Here is a 19,038-nt window from a genome sequence, read left to right on the forward strand (position 1 = left end):
AGAATGGTAAAAGTTAGTTATATCAAATCTGCTAATTCCTTTCCAATTAAGCTACCAATTGCAACACCCATTCCTCCCAAACGCACACCACAATATACATTATTTGATACTTGTTTTACAATTGCTTTTTTCTGTTTACCAACACCCATAATACCGCTCCAACGGTGCGCAATTTCAAAAGAATCATTTGGTAGAATAATAGTTTTTAAAAGTGACTCTAATGTGTTTTGAATGATTTTTGTTTCTCCAAATTCTGAAGTTTCTTCTGTTTTAAAATCTAGATGTCTACCTCCTCCAAATAAAATTCTGTTGTCAATATTTCTAAAATAATAATAGCCTCTATCTAAATGAAATGTTCCTTTTATATGAAGGTTTTTAATAGGTTTTGTAATTAATACTTGAGCACGGGCAGGTGTGACGCTTTCATTTAAAAGTTGAGAAGCAAAACCATTAGTGGCTATTACTAGTTTAGATGCTGAAAACTCAAAATAACAGGTTTTAATTTTTACTGAATTTATACCCTCTGAAAAATCTTCAACAGTTACGGTATTTAAAATCTTAATATGTTTTGATTGCACTAATTCAAGTAATGCTTCCATCATACATCCAGTATCAATTTGTCCTTCAAACTGGTTAAATATATAATCTTCTTGAATAGCTTTAAACTTGAAGATATTATCTTTTAAGCTAAAGACATCATCTTTAAAAATTGGTTTAAATAAAGCGTTAATCTGTCTTTTTTGCGCTTTACAATGGCTAAATAATTCTTCATCTTTTTTTAAAAACAGCTCATACCCTCCTAATTGTTGAAACTTTAGTTGTTTATCTCCAATTACTGTCCTTAATAATTTTAAACCCTCTACGCGTTTTTTTATTAGCTGAAACACCTCTTCTTCTGTATGGGATTTTAAATCGTCTAATATTTCGTTTAAGCTACCAAAACATGCAAATCCTGCATTTTTGGTACTCGCGCCTTGTGGTAATGTACCACGTTCTAAAATGATTATTTTTGCTTTTGGATAACGTTCTCTTAATTGTAAAGCACAATTAAGCCCTACAATACCACTGCCAACTATACAAAAGTCTACATTAGATAGCCATGTTTTTATTTCCCAATAAGAGAGTTGCATAAGTGCTAAGTTACTGCTTTATGTTTATCTAACCTGATTTAGGTTTGAGGATAAAATGCTTGTGTTTTGCCTAGCACAGTCTAAACATTTGAAATAAAAATCAATGCTTAAATTAAGTCTTAAGATTACAACATAAAAAAACTCCGAAAATAATTTCGGAGTTTTTTAGTTATGCTTTTGGCATTTCAAAGTCTTCCATAAACTTTGTAGTATAGTTACCAGCTATATAATCTGGATGATCCATAAGTGCTCTATGGAATGGTATTGTGGTTTTTATACCTTCAATAACAAACTCATCTAAAGCACGCTTCATTTTATTTATAGCTTCTTCTCTGGTTTGCGCCGTTGTAATCAACTTTGCTATCATAGAATCGTAATTTGGCGGAATAGTGTAACCTGCGTACACATGTGTATCTAAACGCACACCATGTCCTCCTGGAGCATGTAGCGTAGTTATTCTTCCTGGAGAAGGTCTAAACCCATTATAGGGATCTTCTGCATTTATTCGACATTCTATGGAATGTAATTTTGGATCGTAATTTTTACCTGAAATTGGCACACCTGCAGCTACTAAAATTTGTTCTCTAATTAAATCAAAATCAATAACTTGCTCTGTAATTGGGTGCTCTACTTGAATACGGGTATTCATTTCCATAAAGTAGAAATTACGGTGTTTGTCTACTAAAAATTCTACTGTTCCTGCGCCTTCGTAGTTAATATACTCAGCAGCTTTTACTGCAGCATCTCCCATTTTTTTACGCAATTGTGGCGTCATAAATGGCGAAGGTACTTCCTCTGTTAATTTTTGGTGGCGACGCTGTACTGAACAATCTCTTTCTGATAAATGACATGCTTTCCCACGAGAATCTCCTACAATTTGAATTTCAATATGTCTTGGCTCTTCTATAAGTTTTTCCATGTACATATCGTCATTCCCAAAAGCTGCTTTACTTTCTTGTCTTGCTGAATCCCAAGCATCCTTAAGGTCTTCTTTTTTAAATACACCTCGCATACCTTTACCTCCACCTCCAGCTGATGCTTTAAGCATTACTGGATAACCAACTTCTTCAGCTAGTTTTTCACATTCTTCATAAGATTCTATGATACCTTCACTTCCTGGAACACAAGGCACACCTGCTGCTTTCATTGTAGCTTTTGCATTGGCTTTATCTCCCATTTTATTAATCATTTCAGCCGAAGCTCCAATGAACTTGATACCATGTTCTTCACAAATCTCTGAAAACTTAGCATTTTCAGATAAGAAACCGTATCCTGGATGTATCGCATCAGCATTTGTTATTTCTGCCGCTGATATTACATTAGACATCTTTAAATATGAATCTGTACTAGAAGGTGGTCCTATACAAACGGCTTCATCAGCAAACTTAACATGTAAGCTTTCCGCATCTGCAGTAGAATATACTGCTACGGTTTTTATTCCCATTTCTTTACAAGTTCTAATTACGCGAAGCGCAATTTCACCTCTATTGGCAATCAATATTTTTTTAAACATAACGTCTTGAATTAAAAATTTCAAATTCCAATCGCCAAATTCCAAATATTGGACTTTGAGATTTGTGTATTGGAATTTTTAATAGGTTATGATGGATCTACTAAAAATAGTGGTTGATCGAATTCTACAGGAGAAGAATCATCAACTAAAATTTTAACTACTTTACCGGAAACTTCCGATTCTATTTCGTTGAAAAGCTTCATTGCTTCAATAATACAAAGTACATCTCCTTCAGCAATGGTTTGACCTACCTCAACAAATAAAGGTTTATCTGGAGATGGCTTTCTGTAGAATGTTCCTATAATTGGAGATTTTATTGTAATATATTTTGATGTATCGTCTGCAGCTGCTGGTTCTTCTGGTTTAGCAGGTTCTGCAGCTGCTGGTGCAGCAATTTCTGCAATAGGAGCAGGAGCTTGCGCTATTTGTGGTGCAGCAACAGGCGCATATTGTACTGTAGATGCGTCGTTATCTGATCCTGTTCTGATGGTAATTTTTACATCATCCATCTCTAATTTAACCTCGCTTGCTCCAGATTTAGCAACAAACTTGATTAAGTTTTGAATCTCTTTTAAATCCATAATTCAGCTATTGGTATTAATGATTAGTTTTTAGAGTTATAGGCCCATTTTAAATAAATGGCTCCCCAATTAAATCCGCCGCCAAAAGCAGCAAATATTACATTATCGCCTTTCTTAAGTTGTGATTCATAATCATTCAGTAATAATGGTAGTGTAGCAGACGTAGTATTTCCATATTTATGGATATTTATCATTACTTTTTCTTCTGCTAAATCTATACGTTGTGCTGTAGCATCAATAATTCTTTTATTGGCTTGATGTGCTGCTAGCCAATCAACTGAGTCTTTATCTAGATTATTACGTTCTAGAACTTTAGCCGTTGCATCAGCCATATTAAATACAGCATTTTTAAATACTGTTCTTCCTTCTTGAAATGCGTAATGGCCGCCTTCATCTAAAGCTTCATGTGTTAATTCATAGGCTGAACCACCGTATGTCGCCTGTAAAAACTCACGTCCTGTTCCATCACTTCTTAAATATTCATCTTTAAGCCCTACATCTTCATTAGTTGGCTCAAAAAAAGCTGCACCTGCACCATCACCAAAAATAATACATGTAGCTCTGTCCTTGTAATTAATAAGAGAAGACATTTTATCAGCACCTATTAAAAGTACATTTTTGTAGCGTCCAGATTCAATGTAAGACGCTGCTACAGACATTCCATATAAAAAACTTGAACATGCAGCATCCATATCAAAAGAAAATGCATTTGTAGCTCCAATTTTAGCTGCTGTATAGGATGCAGTAGAAGCTGCTTTCATATCTGGTGTAGCTGTAGCTACTATTACTAATTCTATATCTTTAGGGTCTATCCCCTTTTTATCAATAAGATTCTGGGCTGCTTTAATAGCTAGGTAAGACGTACCTTTGCCATCTTCTTTTAAGATACGGCGTTCTTTAATTCCAGTACGTGTGGTTATCCATTCGTCATTAGTATCAACCATGGTTTCAAGCATTTGATTGGTTAATACATACTCTGGAACATAAGCTCCTACCGCGGTAATTGCTGCTGAGATTTTACTCATACGTTTTAATAAATTTGAACGAAAAACGCTCTAAACACATCAAAATTTGCTAATTTTTGGCGAAAAATAGGGAATTTTGAACTATTTTAATGCAAATTAAGGCTTTTTTACCTTTTAGAAATACATATCATAAAAAAAACGCCCACAAGTGAGCGTTTTAATATATGCATACATAGCATTTATGCTACGTTTTCTTCTTCAGTATTATCAATTAAAACTTGACCTCTGTAGTATAATTTACCTTCATGCCAATGTGCTCTATGATATAAATGCGCTTCTCCTGTTGTAGGACATGTAGCAATCTGTGGCGCAGTTGCTTTATAATGTGTTCTTCTTTTATCTCTTCTAGTTTTAGAGATTTTTCTTTTAGGATGTGCCATTTTTTATATTATTTATCCGTTAATAGTTTTTTTAATGTATTCCAACGAGGATCAATATCCTTGTCTTCCTTTTCCTTTTTTTCTTTAGGACTTAACTCTTCGAGTTTATCAAGTATTTCAGAACTTAATGTACCGTCTTCTACTCCTGGATGAATACGTTTTGCTGGTACTGCTAACACAACAAGCTCGTAAATATACTGCTGAATATTAATTTCATACTCACCATGTGGCAAAATTAGAATGTCAATGTTTTCGTCATTGTATTCTTGCCCAAACTTTACTACCAAATCAAAACTGTTTTCGATGTTTTGGTCGTAAGGCTCATTAGTTAGGTCACAATTTATATTTACGTATCCAGAAATTTTAAAATGTAGTTCAAGTAATGTTGCCTTTTTATTTAAAGAAACATCCACTTTAACTTTTACATCATTAAAATCTTCATACTCAAAATAATCAAAGAACGTTTGGTCTATTTTGTACTCAAAATTGTGATTTCCAACCTTTAACCCAATAAATGGGATGATATATTCTTTCATTGGCTTCATTATCACATCTATTTTGAGCCTGCAAATATATAAATTTTTTAGCTTAAGCCAACTTGGAAAATATTATTTTTTCACTCCTGCTTTTCTTGGCTGTTTTTTTAAGGGGTTTGCTGTAAGTTCCTCAAAATCACGTCGATTTCTAAAAATCTTAATTCCTGTGAATAACGCTTCTTTAAATGAGCCTTCATCGGCTATACCTTTTCCAGCAATTTCGTAAGCAGTACCATGGTCTGGAGAGGTTCTAACTCGCTTTAACCCTGCTGTAAAATTAACCCCTTGCCCAAACGATAAGGTTTTAAAAGGAATTAACCCTTGGTCGTGATAAGACGCTATAATAGCATCAAAATTCTTGTAGTTGTTTGAACCAAAAAAACTATCGGCAGCATAAGGTCCGTACACTAATTTTCCTGCTTCTTTAATTTTTTTCAAAGTTGGTCGCATAACAGTGTCATCCTCATTACCAATAACTCCATTATCCCCCGTGTGAGGATTTATACCCAAAACCGCAATCTTAGGCTTTATGATATTGAAATCTTTTTTTAAGGTTTCATACACCGTATTTATTTTATCTGTAATGAGTTCTTCTGAAATATGTTCTGACACATCTTTTACAGGTACATGATCAGTTAATAAGCCAACTTTTAAGGTATCAGTTACCATAAACATTAAACTTTTTCCTTCCAATTCTTTTGCAAGATAATCTGTATGTCCTGGAAACGTAAAAGCTTCAGATTGTATATTATGCTTATTTATTGGTGCTGTTACCAAAATATCTATCTGCTCTTGCTTTAGAGCTTTAGTAGCACTCTCCAGAGATTTTAATGCATACTCTCCAATTTTGGTTTCTTCTTGCCCAAAATTAATTGTTACTGGTTCTTTCCAACAATTTAATACATTTACTTTTCCCCGGCTTATATTCTTAATGTCATGAACACTATTGAAATCTATAGATGAATTAAAATGCTTATTAAAAAAATACATTACTTTAATTGATGCGAAAATTACAGGTGTACAAAGCTCAAGAATCCTAGAATCCTTAAAGGTTTTTAAAATAATTTCACCACTTATTCCATTTAAATCTCCAACCGAAATGCCTACAACGATATTTTCTTCATTCTTCATTAATACCCTAAATTTTGTTCGTAATTTTGAGGTGCAAATTTAACCAAATAAACACATAATATTATGTTTACGGGAATTATTGAATCTCTAGGTACTATTACTAAATTGGAAAAAGATAAAGAAAACCTTCATATCTCAGTTAAAAGTAATATAGCTCATGAGTTAAAAATTGATCAAAGTGTTGCGCATAATGGCGTATGTTTAACTGTAGTACAAATTAATGATGATATATATACGGTTACAGCAATTAAAGAAACATTAAACAAAACTAATTTGCTTACTCTTAAAGTAGGGGATATTGTTAATTTGGAACGCGCTATGAAACTGGGAGATAGGCTTGATGGGCACATAGTACAAGGACATGTAGACCAAACCGCTATATGTACAAGTATTGAAAATGCAGATGGTAGTTGGTTTTTTTCTTTTGGGTATGATACTACTCTAAACAATATTACTATTGAAAAAGGCTCAATTACAATAAATGGGACTAGTTTAACTGTAGTAAATTCTGAAAAAAACACATTTAGCGTAGCAATAATTCCGTATACCTATGAAAACACTAACTTTAAAACTTTTGAAAAAGGGACGAAAGTAAATTTAGAATTTGATGTTGTTGGTAAATATGTAGCTAGACTAGTAGAAAATTACAAATAAGAAAAGTAAACTACTTTTTCAATAGTTTTTTACCACCATAAAACAAAGCAACTAGAACACCAACTAATACACCACCATCAATTGGAAGACCTACAGGAGGTGGAGGTCCAGGAGGTGGAGGTCCAGAACCTTGTGCAACACATACAACGCTTATTAATACAAATAAGATTGAGGCTAATATTCTTTTAGTTTGTATCATCATTGGGACGCAAATGTATAAAAAAAAGAGTGTTTACAAAAGGTTTATACCAAAAAAACATCCATGAAAAGCAATAAATCATCGATGAAAAGCAATTTTACTTCGTAAACTTTCTGTTTTTATAACGTTTAAATAGTCCTAAAAGTATAATTAGTTATAAATTAATCCCTTTGTTATTACAAAATAACCAAACAAATATATAAAAGATTTAAAGACCTAAATATCAACTGCACCAAGTTATTAACAAATGTATACACAATTAATTACTTCTTCTTAAAAAAAGAAATTATCAAAACAATTTATTAATTGATATACTGTACTTTTTTATTTAATTTTGGGTACTACTACTTTATCATTTATCCAACAACCTATTGCTATAACTTTACCAGAGCAGGCACATTTAAAGATTTCTTCTCTTGAGGGTGCTAAAGCATTATATCTCTCTACTAGCTGAGACGCCTTATTACGTAAAACAGGATCTAAACGCAAAGCTTTCTTTGCTTGTTCCGCAGCAAGCCAATATACTGCTCTTTTATTAAAATTTGTATCTCCACAGTTTTTAGCACTTTCTGCATACATCTTTGCAATAGCTAAGTAAGGGCTTCCGCTAGAAGGATTAAGCTTTAGTGCTTTTCTGAAATATTTACGGGCCTCCGAATATCTTTTTAACTTCTTAAGGAGAGCACCATTACTATTGGCTCTTCTTGATTTTTTAAAAGCATCAGTTTCTAAATCATAAGATTCCTTTAAATATGTTTCAGCTTCTTTAAACTTTCCCTTTTTAACTAAAATGGTAGCAACAAAATACTTTGTATCAGCAGACGGCTCAACTTCATCATAAGCTTTCACGAGTTTTTCATAAAGAGGATCTTCAGTACATTCCTTATGATACATCCTACTTACAGCTCGTTTTAACCAAAAAGAATCATTTTTATTAGCCTCAAAAGTTTTAGTATATAATGGAATTAAGTTTTCACAATCGGCAAGAATACCCAATTTTGTATTTATGTTTTTTGAAATTAAATCATAATTCTTAAGGTAGCTTTTATAAGCTTTAACTTTATCTTTTTCATTTTTTGTTAGTACTTCCCCATTTTCTTCTTTTTGAATTAAAGTATTAAGGTTCTCTGAATAATTTTTTATTTCATATTGAATTTTTTCAATAATAGCATCGTAAGTATCAAAAACATCCTGAATTGATTTTTTATCTTCTTTATATAAATCTATAACCAATGAAAAATAAGTATATAAGCTCTTAGGATGCGTAAATGTTGCTTTGTCAGTTTTATATGTTGCATCAAAACAATCAAATAATTGAGTATTATTTTTTTGAAGCAAATTTCGATAATCATACATCAGTTGACATTTTTTTGAACTAAATACCCCTACGGGTGCTTTTTTAGGAAAATTATCAATTCGCATTTGTAAAAGCTCAATTAAAGCTTCTACAAATTCTTTTTGTTCATTTTCTGAAGTGTTTGCTATTTTATATTTTAATATTTTCTCACCATCTGTATAAATAGCAATATTTAATTTAGGACAACTATCTTTAACAAAAGCCCAAGGTTTGTATGCTGCATTATAATTTTCAACCTTTACATGTTCATGAAAAATGGAGAGTTTCGTTCTGCATTCATCAGAAGTATCTTGTGAAAAAATACTGGTAATTGCTGCAAATAAAGAAATGAAAAATAGTTTTATTGATTTCATAATAGATTAGTTTTAAGAATTAGTAAATAGCTAAACCGTTATGAAATGCCACAAAACATGTACCAGAATAAAAAACAACTTTTAAATTAAGTTTAAGAAAAATTAGATCTATTCAATAATTTTAACTGTAACATTTTTCTTAAAACTTATACAGATATAATAGATTAACAATTTGTAGTATTGATAAAATCAAATAAGAAATTACTGAATGAAATTTGATTAAAATTAACTATTATTGTTTACACTTAGTGTCTTGCTATTAACACACCATCTAAAAATATAAATCTATTGAGTTCTGTTTTTGAAATTGCATTTTCATCTGTAAATATCACGCTAAGTATTCTTGTTATTTTACTGATTTTATATTGGCTTTTCAATATGATTTCTGGTATTGATTTTGACTTGGATATAGACGTTGATGTTGATGCGGATATTGATACGGCCACCAATATTACTGATCTTGCTAATGCCGAAATTAATAAAGAAGATGTTATTAGAAACCCAAGAAAGAAACTGGAATGGTGGCAGATGACACTTATCTTTTTCAACTTTGTAGGCCTACCATTTATGTTCACATTTACCTGTTGGATTTTTTTATGGTGGTTATGTACAGTAATTTCAACAAGTGTAACAGCTTCTTACAATACTAGTTTTGGTTACACTTTACTATTAGCTGGTATAATACCATCTTTAATTTTAACTAAAATTTTTACAACACCTCTTAAAAGCTTTTTTAAAAATTTGAATCCTGATGGCGATTTACCAACTGATTTAGCAGGTAGACAGGGTATGATGCTCTCTAAAATTTCAGGAGAGAAAATGGGTTCAGCAGAAGTTGTTGCAGAAGGTAATCCTATATCTATCTACGTAAAATCATTTGATGGAGAAGCACTTACATACAAGCAGAATATAGTTGTGATAAAACAATCTGACGATAAGAATTTTTATTGGGTATTGCCTTTTAAAGATGAAAATGAGGATGAATTCAATCTTAATAAAATAGAATTTTAAATAAAAACATAATAATTAAATAAAAACCAAATTCACAATGGAAAACATCTCGCAGTTTATTGGAATAGGTATCGGGCTTATTCTATTTTTAATCATTATTTACTTTGCAATTATTGCTTTATTCTACAAAAAAGTACCTCAAGGGGAAGCTTTAGTAAGAACCGGTTTTAAAGGCACAAAAGTTGCTACCGATAAAGGTTTATACGTTGTTCCTGTTTTTCACAGGGTTGAAATTATGGATATTTCGGTAAAGAAAATCCAAATAGAGCGTATTGGCGATAACGGTTTAATATGTAAAGACAATATGCGTGCCGATATTAAAGTAGCCTTCTTTGTACGGGTAAACAATGAGGTAGATTTTATTAAAAAAGTCGCCCAAACTGTTGGTTGTGAACGTGCTTCTGACATTTCTACCTTAGAAGAATTATTTGAAGCTAAATTCTCTGAAGCTTTAAAAACAGTAGGTAAAAAATTCAATTTTGTTGAATTATATGAATCCCGTAGAGAATTTCGTGATGAAATTGTAGATATCATTGGTACTGATCTTAATGGCTATACTTTAGAAGATTGTGCTATAGATTATTTAGAACAAACCTCTGTACAGTTTTTAAAAGCTGATAATATTCTAGATGCTGAAGGGATTAAAAAAATCACTGAACTTACTGCTGCACAAAATATGAAGGCCAACCTTATTAAACGTGATGAGGAGAAAGTAATTAGAAAACAAGATGTGGAAGCGCGAGAAGCTATTTTAGAATTAGATAAGCAATTAGCTGAAAAAGAAGAGCAGCAAAAACGTGAGATTGCCAATATAAAAGCACGAGAAGGAGCAGAAACTTTAAAAGTTGCTGAAGAAGAGCGGTTAAAATCTGAAAGCGCTAGAATTTCTACTGAAGAAAAAGTGAAAGTTGCAGAAGAAAATATGGCACGCCAAATTATTGTTGCTGCGAAAAACAAGCAACGTACTGATGCTGTTGAAACAGAACGTGTAGAAAAAGATAGAATGCTAGAAGCCACAGAAAGAGAACGTATCGTTACACTGGCTCAAATTGAAAAAGAAAAGGTGGTAGAAGTTGAGAAAAAGAATATTCAAGATGTTATTCGCGATAGAGTAATGCTAGAAAAAGGCGTGGTAGAAGAGCAGGAAAATATGAAAGATATTGAGGCCTTTAAAACTGCAGATAGGGAAAAGCAAGTAAAGATTACTATAGCTGAAGCTAATGCTCAAGAAGATTTAATTAAAACTATAAAAGCTGCAGAAGCTGAAAAAGAAGCCTCTAAGCAAAAAGCTGAAGAAATAAATATTGAAGCTGAAGCAAAGAAACAAGCTAGTGAAAAAGAAGCTGAAGCTAGAAAAACATTAGCCGAAGCAAAAGCAAAAGAAGAAGCTACAATTGGTATGTCTGAAGCACAAGTAATGCATGCAAAAGCAGATGCTAACGAGCGTCAAGGTTTAGTTGAAGCTTCTATTATCGAGGAAAAAGCTAAAGCGGAAGCTGCTGGTATTTTGGCTAAAGCAGAAGCGATTAAAGAAGAAGGTATTGCACAAGCTGAAGTTATTAAAGAACAAGCTCTTGCGGAAGCTGCTGGAATAGAAGAAAAAGCAGAAGCAATGAAGAAATTAGATGGTGTTGGTAAAGAGCACGAAGAGTTTAAGCTACGTTTAGATAAAGAATTACAAGTAGATTTAGCAGAAATTAATATTCAAAAAGAAATTGCAGATGCACAAGCTAACGTGATTGGAGAAGCTCTTAAAGCAGCTAATATTGATATTGTTGGAGGAGAAACAATGTTCTTCGATCAAATTATAGGGCAAATTACTAAATCTAAAGGTATAGATCGTTTAGTAAACCATTCTGACAACATTACTGAAGTTAAAGATGCTATTTTAGGAAGTGATGACGTAAAAGGTAATCTTTTAGAAAAAATTAAAGACTTTGCAACTAAATATGGTATCTCTTCAGAAGACATTAAAAACTTAACGGTTGCTAATTTATTAATGGATTTAAAATCTAAAACAACCGATTCTGGTGAGGCTACATTGTTTGATAATTTATCTAACCTTGCTAAAGGTTTAGGACTATCAAATAAGAAACTTGGGTAGTATATTTTAATCCACTCATTGAAAAAAGAAGATCAATGGGTGGATTGAAATCGATTGAAAAGGGCTTGTTTATTATATAATCAAGATACAAATATCTATAAATTCAAAATAATCAAATTTACACTCATTAGTAAATAGTAAAATAAGTCTTTTCAAAAAGTAACAAATACCATTGCATGTATTTTTCAATTTAGGCAGTTTCAATTTCAATATTAATTAAGAATGGCGGAAACCAATTCAGATAACAGAATACAACTTGATGGCGGTACTTATGAGATTATTCAAGGGCGTTTACAAAAACAAAAAAGCGAACTACTCTCAAGGTTATCTCAATTAAATGATGCTCGAAAAACTATTTTTGGTAATGTTGAAACTAAACTTATTGCCAATAACCGTATCAATACAGAAAACAACTGTATTGCACGAGATATTGTAACCATTGGCGATAAATGTTTGTTTGGTTATAATGTACATTTTGGGCTTCGTACCGATATTACGCTAGAGGATGTATTCAGCATTTATACTTATGATAATGATCATTTTTCAGATCAACCCATAAGTTTACTAGAAGATTCTACGTTTATAAATGACTTTACCAATCTTTATAAATACTACAGAAATACCATTTTCTCAAAATTTGCTATAGTTGATAATTACCTTCACATGGTATTTCAGTTAAGTGAGAATATCACAGATATAAAAACATTTAAATGGCTAATTAATGATGGTACACTAAAATATATTGATAACCGAAGTGAACATGAATTTAAATTCCCAAATCAGCATGAATTTAATTGGATAGAACCCACACGAGAACATCATGTGTATGGAGAACATCCTCACATATCAATTTTAGATAAAGTATTTGTTGAAACCATAGGTGGCGATTTAACCATTAAAATAGAAGATAATACTGATGATGGTAAAGGTATTTATGATGAACCTGTAGAGCATCCAGACCAAACTTTAGATGATGGTCAATATAGGTATGCAGACTTAGGTAATTTAATAGTTTTAGAAATTAAGCCATTTCAGGAATCGCATAGATATTTTGTTTATAATCATAAAATACAAGAGGTAAAGAAAATAAATAGTATTGCAGATGCATGTGTTCTGCTCCCTGACAATCAAGGAATTATTTTCGCTGAAGGTTATTATCTACAATCGGGAGGTTTCAAATTATTTGATAATAGTATTTCAAATGTTAAGTTTAAAAAGAAAGTAAGCTCTCCTAACGGCGAAGATTTCCTCTATGTGTTTTATGAAAGTGAAAGAGGCTTATATATTTTAATGTCTTATAATGTTATAGAACAAGAAGTAAAAATACCAATTGTCTGTAGTGGTTACACCATTTTAAATGATGGCGAATTATGTTATTTTAAAACTGAAGACGAACAAACAAAACATCACGTTATTCAAATATGGCAAACACCGTTTGTTAAAGGTGATGTTATCCCTTCAGAACACACAGATACGCTTTTATATAAAATTGGAAACAAAGATATTGTTAAAGCTATGGCAGAATGTCAAGCTTTAATCACGCTATTAAATAAAGAAGATAGTTACGATGGTTTGTATACAGATATTGCAAAAGCTTCAAGCGATATTTTAAACAGTTACTACTGGATTACTGAACCAGAAACTTTTTTAGTTAATGAACCTTTAACCGCTTTAAATGAGGCTGCAAATGCTGCGATTGATGAATTTGAAAAAGTAGTACAATTACGTAAAACAGCTGGTAATATTACTAAAGAAACCCAAGCTAAAGCAGATGGTGTTTTTGGAAAAATAAAAAGTAGCTCTTTTAAATCTATTGAAGATTTTGTGTTTGTACTATCACAATTACGTACACTTAGAGGAGAAGTTATAGGTTTAAACGATATAAGGTATGTAGATACAACATTTATCACTGCACTAGAAGAAGAAATTATAGTACAAAACGATAAAATTTCTGAACGCTGTGTTCAATTTTTATTGAATGATAAGGCACTTCTTCCATATCACGAACGTGTTACCAAAAAAGAAATAGCATTAGATAGTATAAAAAAAGTTATCGATGCAAAAACCTTAGAAGAAGAGGTTAATCAAATAGCGGCAGACTTGGAAATGTTGATTGATATTGTTTCTAACTTAGAAATAGAAGACGCTTCGCATTCTACCCAAATTATCGATAATATTTCTTTAATCTTTGCTACTATTAATCAGTTAAAAGCAGGATTAAAAAACAAACTAAAAACTTTAGGCGAAAAAGAAGCTTCGGCAGAATTTAGCGCGCAACTTAAGTTAGTAGATCAAAGTATTATCAACTATTTAGATATTGCTACCACACCAGAAAAAACCGATGAGCTTTTAAATAAAGTATCCGTACAACTAGAAGATTTAGAAGGAAGGTTTGCAGATTTTGAAGATTTCATTGCTCTAATTATTGAAAAAAGAGAAGAGGTTTATAACGCTTTTGAGGCTAGAAAAAACAGTCTTGTTGAAGCTAGGAATAAAAAAGCAATAACACTAGAAACTGCCGCAAATCGTATTTTAAAAGGAGTAGTTAAAAAAGCTTTAAGCTTTAAAACTACCGTAGAAATTAACGGCTATTTTGCTTCAGATTTAATGATTAATAAGCTTCGTGATATTATTACCGATCTTAAAGATTTAGATGATGCAGGAAAAGCAGAAGCTATTGAAACGGGACTAAAAGTTGCTAAAGAAGATGCTGTTAGAAAATTAAAAGACACCCAAGATTTATACGAAGATGGAGAAAACATCATCAAATTAGGAAAACATAAATTTGGTGTTAATAAACAACCTTTAGATTTAACTATTGTCTATAAAGACGATACGTTAAAATACCATCTTACAGGTACAGATTTTTACCAAACTATTGAGAATGAAACGCTTATTACATCTCAAAAGTATTGGAATCAAGAATTAGTTTCAGAAAATGAAACTATATACAGGTCATCGTATTTAGCTTATAAATTATTTACAACAACTACTGCTGATTTAAACAACCTCAATGAAACAGAGTTGCTTGAATTTATAAAAACAGAAAGCAGTAAAAACTATTCTGAAGGATATATAAAAGGGGTTCATGATGAAGATGCTTCAAAAATTTTAAAGACCTTGGTAAATAAGCATCACGAACTAGGTTTGCTAAGCTATCAACCTATAGTTAGAGCTTATGGCCAGCTATTTTGGAATACATTAAACCAAGACGATAAAACAGTTTGGAATCAAAAAATAAAAGCTTCAGGAGCAGTACTATCTGTTTTTCCTGATAGCAAAGAATATCAAGTTATTATTGAAGTATTAAGTTCAGCACTGCAGAGATCTGTTCTTCAAGATATCATTTCAAAAGATTATAACGGTAACATCAATAAGTTAGAATTTGAAACCGCTTCATATCTTTTTGATGAGCTACAAAGTGATGATACGTTTTGCATAAGTAAAACAGCATATGAATTACATGAAAATTTCATTAAATCTTTAGAAAGTAAAAATGCATTAACAGCATTTAAATCATCCCTCAAAATTGCGTTAAGTGATGCTTATGAAATTACTGATGCAGTACAATTAGTATTACAATGGGTAAGCTCTTTTATAAAAACACAAGCACCCGAAAGCATAGATTACACTTATGAAGTTATTGCATTAACGCTATATAAAAGAGAATCAAATTCTGGGCTTATACAGGTAAATCCTTCTACAGTTATTGAAAACTTAAAAGGGAGTCATAGTACTATTAACAATGGTAATTTCAAATTTAATTATCATCAGTTTATTAGTCAGTTACACAATTTTAAATTTACAGAAGTTCCTGCGTTTAATAGGCATCGTGAGGCAAAACATGAGGTAACCGAAACACTAAAAGCACAGTTAAAGCTTGAAGAATTTAAACCAAGAGTACTGTCTTCATTTGTGAGAAACAAATTGATTGACCAAGTGTATTTACCATTAATTGGCGATAATTTATCTAAACAATTAGGAAGCGTAGGCGATAACAAACGTACAGATCGTATGGGGATGCTATTGCTTATATCGCCACCAGGTTATGGTAAAACCACCTTAATGGAATATATGGCAAACCGCTTGGGGCTTATATTCATGAAAATAAATGGACCAGCTATAGGGCATGAAGTAACCTCGGTAGACCCATTAACAGCTAATAACTCTGCTGCAAGAGAAGAGCTTAACAAGCTTAACCTTGCATTTGAAATGGGCAACAATGTGATGTTGTATTTAGATGATATACAACATTGTAATCCTGAGTTTTTACAGAAATTCATTTCTCTTGCTGATGGTACACGTAAAATAGAAGGCGTATATAATGGCAAACCCAAAACTTACGATTTACGAAGTAAAAAGTTTTGCGTTATAATGGCTGGAAATCCATATACTGAAAGTGGTGATAAGTTTCAAATACCAGACATGTTAGCTAACCGTGCTGATATTTATAATTTAGGCGATATTATTGGCGACACAGCAGATTTGTTCAAACTAAGTTTAATTGAAAATGCATTAACATCAAACCCTATTTTACACCAATTAAGCAGTAAATTTTTTGAAGATATTTATAAACTAATTGAAGTTGTAGAATCTGGAAACCGTGAAAGTTTAGCATTAAAAGGCAACCATACGAAACAGGAAGTTGAAGATTATCTAGCTGTATTAAATAAAGTGGTTAGTATTCGAGATATAGTGTTAAAGGTAAATGAAACATATATAAAGTCGGCTGCTATGGATGATAGTTATCGTACCGAACCTTCATTTAAACTACAAGGGTCTTACAGAGATATGAGTAAATTAGTAGCCAAAGTGGTGCCTATAATGAATGCCAAAGAATTAGAAACACTTTTGCTATCGCATTACGAAAACGAATCACAAACACTTACTAGTGCTGCCGAAGCCAACTTGTTAAAATACAAAGAACTTACTGGTTCCTTAAATAAAACTGATGCAAAACGTTGGCAAGCTATTAAGGATACTTTTGTAAAAAACAATAAACTTAAAGGCTTTGGGGACAAAAATGAAATGGCACAAGTACTTGCACAAATGATGCAGTTTAGTGAGCATTTAGAAGGAATAAAAGAGGTTTTAAATAAGAAACTAGATAATTAATAGTATAAACTATTGATAACTAAATTATCATAAAGCCCTAGAGTTTCCACATTTTTTTTATTCTATTCTTTTTATTCATAATATTTGTTCCTTTTAACGTATCCCATAAAAACAAACCTGAAACTTTCTCTACTTTTGATGTTTCAACTAAAAAATCCTCTAAAGGTGCATTAGTTTTTTTATTAGGAATAATAAAAGACCACATATTAAACGTACCTGTATTCCGCTCTGTAAGAACAGATTTAAAAAAAGCATGTGGGATAGGTAACGATACATCTATTTTTGGATTATCATCACCTATCATTACTACTTCTTGATCAAAATAGAATAAGGGTCCCGAAATCACGTAGGTTTCAAATACTTTTTTATCACTATCTAAATGCCTTACTGCATCTTCTAGTTTTTTCCAAATTCCACTATTAAACTCTGGAACTTGTGGGCACATATTTGATAATAAAAACGTTTCACTATTCTGAATTTCTGTTTCTATTTGATTAGCACTAGCAACAAGATGCCCTCTATTAAAACCAGAATTTACATATACGTCTTTATCTGCTCGAAACTTTTCAGGTATTCTATAATCAGAACGGAAATAATCTTTCCGTACAACATGTGTCATATCAGGGTCCACAATCTCAAGTGCCCATTTGGCTTGCCGAAAGTAATACGAATACCCTAATACGTAGTGTCTATTATAAAGTATTTGGTCTGCCTCTGGTAAACCATATCTAGTTTCCCTTTTCAAATTTTTAGTATTCATTTTAAAACTTTGATATTTATCTATACATTGGAGCTGTTAATTTAAATACTTTATGACAAAAATAAAATACGTATAACTACTCATTTTACACAAGAAGAAAAATAAAAAAACCTAAGCTACTTCTAGCTTAGGCTTCTAAGGTGGGCCCACCTGGGCTCGAACCAGGGACTTTCTGATTATGAGTCAGATACTCTAACCAACTGAGTTATAGGCCCTATTACATAAAATGTAATTCTCTTAAAAATAAGAGTGTGCAATATTACTATATTTCTTAAAACTCTACAAGAAATTTATTCGCTAATCTCTTGACAAAGCTCTATTAATACTCCGTTTGTAGATTTTGGATGCAAAAAAGCTACCAACTTATTATCTGCGCCTTTTTTTGGGGTTTTGTTCAACACAGTAAAACCTTCACCTTGCAATCGTTTAATTTCAGTTTCTATATCATCTACATCAAATGCAATGTGGTGTATCCCTTCTCCTTTTTTTTCAATAAATTTTGCAATAGGGCTGTTTTCTTCTGTCGCTTCCAACAATTCAATCTTATTATCGCCAATCTTAAAAAAAGATGTATTTACACCTTCAGTCTCCACCTCTTCAATCTTATATTCAGGCTTACCAAAGAGTTTTGTGAATAAAGCGTTAGAGTCTTTTAAACTCTTAACTGCAATACCAATATGCTCTATTTTATTCATTAACTGCTACTTTTATAGAAAGATACAAAATATCCACTATTTTTGCATCGTAGTTACATTAAAGCTACACAAAATTTCTATGGAAGAAAGTCAAAGACAAAAAAAAATAGGCTCAGTTTTACAACGTGATTTGGTAGATGTTTTGCAAGGTGCAGCTACCCAAGGCGGCATGCATGGTGTTATCATATCTGTTTCTAAAGTAAAAGTAACGGTAGATTTATCTGTAGCAAAAGTGTATTTAAGCATTTTTCCAAATAATAAAGCAAAAGCATTAATAGAAGGTATAAGGAGCAATACCCCTTTAATTCGTCATGAAATGGCACAACGTACCAAAAACCAGTTACGCCGTATGCCCAATCTTGAGTTTTTTATTGATGATTCTTTGGAATATATAGATCGTATAGAAAAATCTCTAAAAGGGAAAGACAACCCAATTGAAAATCCCGACTTACTAGATAAAAGAAAGAAGTCTTAAGTAAGTATTGTTAAAAAAA

Annotated in this window: 16 protein-coding genes and 1 tRNA gene; 5 read left to right on the forward strand and 12 right to left on the reverse strand. The window is 31.9% G+C overall.

The features are described 5' to 3' along the window. Positions 1 to 17: 17 nt before the first annotated feature. The 7 genes from EYD46_RS08260 to pdxA all read right to left on the reverse strand — a co-directional run bounded on the left by EYD46_RS08260 (position 18) and on the right by pdxA (position 6,296). Positions 18 to 1,130: an NAD(P)/FAD-dependent oxidoreductase gene (locus EYD46_RS08260; RefSeq protein WP_130936600.1), complete on the reverse strand. Its 1,113-nt coding sequence runs from the start codon at positions 1,128 to 1,130 to the stop codon at positions 18 to 20. A gap of 169 nt (positions 1,131 to 1,299) precedes the next feature. Continuing rightward, a complete protein-coding gene (gene accC / locus EYD46_RS08265) occupies positions 1,300 to 2,643 on the reverse strand; it encodes an acetyl-CoA carboxylase biotin carboxylase subunit (RefSeq protein ID WP_130936601.1) in 1,344 nt (447 codons plus the stop codon). A gap of 86 nt (positions 2,644 to 2,729) precedes the next feature. Beyond that, positions 2,730 to 3,224, reverse strand: coding sequence for an acetyl-CoA carboxylase biotin carboxyl carrier protein (accB, locus tag EYD46_RS08270; protein WP_130936602.1), 495 nt, complete (start codon positions 3,222 to 3,224; stop codon positions 2,730 to 2,732). Between the two features lie 23 nt (positions 3,225 to 3,247). After that, on the reverse strand, positions 3,248 to 4,249 hold the full coding sequence (locus EYD46_RS08275) for a beta-ketoacyl-ACP synthase III (RefSeq protein WP_130936603.1): 1,002 nt from the start codon (positions 4,247 to 4,249) through the stop codon (positions 3,248 to 3,250). 179 nt (positions 4,250 to 4,428) lie between these two features. Next, on the reverse strand, positions 4,429 to 4,629 hold the full coding sequence (gene rpmF, locus EYD46_RS08280) for a 50S ribosomal protein L32 (RefSeq protein ID WP_130936604.1): 201 nt from the start codon (positions 4,627 to 4,629) through the stop codon (positions 4,429 to 4,431). 8 nt (positions 4,630 to 4,637) lie between these two features. Then, entirely contained in the window at positions 4,638 to 5,174 is a 537-nt protein-coding gene (locus EYD46_RS08285) for a YceD family protein (protein WP_130936605.1), read from the reverse strand. A gap of 63 nt (positions 5,175 to 5,237) precedes the next feature. Further along, positions 5,238 to 6,296: a 4-hydroxythreonine-4-phosphate dehydrogenase PdxA gene (pdxA, locus tag EYD46_RS08290; protein WP_130936606.1), complete on the reverse strand. Its 1,059-nt coding sequence runs from the start codon at positions 6,294 to 6,296 to the stop codon at positions 5,238 to 5,240. Positions 6,297 to 6,359: 63 nt separating this feature from the next. Here pdxA and EYD46_RS08295 point away from each other — a divergent pair, with 63 nt between their 5' ends. Next, positions 6,360 to 6,950, forward strand: coding sequence for a riboflavin synthase (locus EYD46_RS08295; RefSeq protein ID WP_130936607.1), 591 nt, complete (start codon positions 6,360 to 6,362; stop codon positions 6,948 to 6,950). A 10-nt stretch (positions 6,951 to 6,960) separates the two neighbouring features. Here EYD46_RS08295 and EYD46_RS08300 read toward each other — a convergent pair whose 3' ends face one another. Then, the gene (locus EYD46_RS08300; RefSeq protein ID WP_130936608.1) at positions 6,961 to 7,152 is read right to left on the reverse strand and encodes a PID-CTERM protein-sorting domain-containing protein; all 192 of its coding nucleotides are present in this window, start codon (positions 7,150 to 7,152) and stop codon (positions 6,961 to 6,963) included. 321 nt (positions 7,153 to 7,473) lie between these two features. Then, a complete protein-coding gene (locus EYD46_RS08305) occupies positions 7,474 to 8,859 on the reverse strand; it encodes a tetratricopeptide repeat protein (RefSeq protein ID WP_229731316.1) in 1,386 nt (461 codons plus the stop codon). 288 nt (positions 8,860 to 9,147) lie between these two features. On the opposite strand from EYD46_RS08305, the gene EYD46_RS08310 reads away from it, so the two are divergent. The 3 genes from EYD46_RS08310 to EYD46_RS08320 all read left to right on the forward strand — a co-directional run bounded on the left by EYD46_RS08310 (position 9,148) and on the right by EYD46_RS08320 (position 17,089). After that, entirely contained in the window at positions 9,148 to 9,870 is a 723-nt protein-coding gene (locus EYD46_RS08310) for a hypothetical protein (protein WP_130936610.1), read from the forward strand. A 37-nt stretch (positions 9,871 to 9,907) separates the two neighbouring features. Next, positions 9,908 to 11,974 carry a flotillin family protein gene (locus tag EYD46_RS08315; RefSeq protein WP_130936611.1) on the forward strand — a complete coding sequence of 689 codons (2,067 nt, stop codon included), beginning with the start codon at positions 9,908 to 9,910 and terminating at the stop codon, positions 11,972 to 11,974. Positions 11,975 to 12,196: 222 nt separating this feature from the next. Next, positions 12,197 to 17,089 carry a DNA repair ATPase gene (locus EYD46_RS08320; protein ID WP_130936612.1) on the forward strand — a complete coding sequence of 1,631 codons (4,893 nt, stop codon included), beginning with the start codon at positions 12,197 to 12,199 and terminating at the stop codon, positions 17,087 to 17,089. Between the two features lie 37 nt (positions 17,090 to 17,126). Here EYD46_RS08320 and EYD46_RS08325 read toward each other — a convergent pair whose 3' ends face one another. The 3 genes from EYD46_RS08325 to mce all read right to left on the reverse strand — a co-directional run bounded on the left by EYD46_RS08325 (position 17,127) and on the right by mce (position 18,544). Then, the gene (locus tag EYD46_RS08325) at positions 17,127 to 17,849 is read right to left on the reverse strand and encodes a DNA/RNA non-specific endonuclease (RefSeq protein ID WP_130936613.1); all 723 of its coding nucleotides are present in this window, start codon (positions 17,847 to 17,849) and stop codon (positions 17,127 to 17,129) included. A 141-nt stretch (positions 17,850 to 17,990) separates the two neighbouring features. Beyond that, a tRNA-Ile gene (locus EYD46_RS08330) sits at positions 17,991 to 18,064 on the reverse strand. 75 nt (positions 18,065 to 18,139) lie between these two features. Then, positions 18,140 to 18,544 (reverse strand): methylmalonyl-CoA epimerase, encoded by a 405-nt coding sequence (gene mce, locus EYD46_RS08335; RefSeq protein ID WP_130936614.1) that lies wholly within the window; start codon positions 18,542 to 18,544, stop codon positions 18,140 to 18,142. A 79-nt stretch (positions 18,545 to 18,623) separates the two neighbouring features. Here mce and rbfA point away from each other — a divergent pair, with 79 nt between their 5' ends. Continuing rightward, positions 18,624 to 19,019: a 30S ribosome-binding factor RbfA gene (gene rbfA, locus EYD46_RS08340; protein ID WP_130936615.1), complete on the forward strand. Its 396-nt coding sequence runs from the start codon at positions 18,624 to 18,626 to the stop codon at positions 19,017 to 19,019. Positions 19,020 to 19,038: the final 19 nt, after the last annotated feature.

Origin of the sequence: Hyunsoonleella pacifica (assembly GCF_004310335.1) — a bacterium.
GTDB lineage: Bacteria > Bacteroidota > Bacteroidia > Flavobacteriales > Flavobacteriaceae > Jejuia > Jejuia pacifica.

Bases quoted from the DNA above. Each gene is read 5' to 3' on its own strand.
- EYD46_RS08260 (WP_130936600.1), bottom strand. From the start codon at position 1,130: ATGCAACTCTCTTATTGGGAAATAAAAACATGGCTATCTAATGTAGAC.
- accC (WP_130936601.1), bottom strand. From the start codon at position 2,643: ATGTTTAAAAAAATATTGATTGCCAATAGAGGTGAAATTGCGCTTCGC.
- accB (WP_130936602.1), bottom strand. From the start codon at position 3,224: ATGGATTTAAAAGAGATTCAAAACTTAATCAAGTTTGTTGCTAAATCT.
- EYD46_RS08275 (WP_130936603.1), bottom strand. From the start codon at position 4,249: ATGAGTAAAATCTCAGCAGCAATTACCGCGGTAGGAGCTTATGTTCCA.
- rpmF (WP_130936604.1), bottom strand. From the start codon at position 4,629: ATGGCACATCCTAAAAGAAAAATCTCTAAAACTAGAAGAGATAAAAGA.
- EYD46_RS08285 (WP_130936605.1), bottom strand. From the start codon at position 5,174: ATGAAGCCAATGAAAGAATATATCATCCCATTTATTGGGTTAAAGGTT.
- pdxA (WP_130936606.1), bottom strand. From the start codon at position 6,296: ATGAAGAATGAAGAAAATATCGTTGTAGGCATTTCGGTTGGAGATTTA.
- EYD46_RS08295 (WP_130936607.1), top strand. From the start codon at position 6,360: ATGTTTACGGGAATTATTGAATCTCTAGGTACTATTACTAAATTGGAA.
- EYD46_RS08300 (WP_130936608.1), bottom strand. From the start codon at position 7,152: ATGATGATACAAACTAAAAGAATATTAGCCTCAATCTTATTTGTATTA.
- EYD46_RS08305 (WP_229731316.1), bottom strand. From the start codon at position 8,859: ATGAAATCAATAAAACTATTTTTCATTTCTTTATTTGCAGCAATTACC.
- EYD46_RS08315 (WP_130936611.1), top strand. From the start codon at position 9,908: ATGGAAAACATCTCGCAGTTTATTGGAATAGGTATCGGGCTTATTCTA.
- EYD46_RS08320 (WP_130936612.1), top strand. From the start codon at position 12,197: ATGGCGGAAACCAATTCAGATAACAGAATACAACTTGATGGCGGTACT.
- EYD46_RS08325 (WP_130936613.1), bottom strand. From the start codon at position 17,849: ATGAATACTAAAAATTTGAAAAGGGAAACTAGATATGGTTTACCAGAG.
- mce (WP_130936614.1), bottom strand. From the start codon at position 18,544: ATGAATAAAATAGAGCATATTGGTATTGCAGTTAAGAGTTTAAAAGAC.
- rbfA (WP_130936615.1), top strand. From the start codon at position 18,624: ATGGAAGAAAGTCAAAGACAAAAAAAAATAGGCTCAGTTTTACAACGT.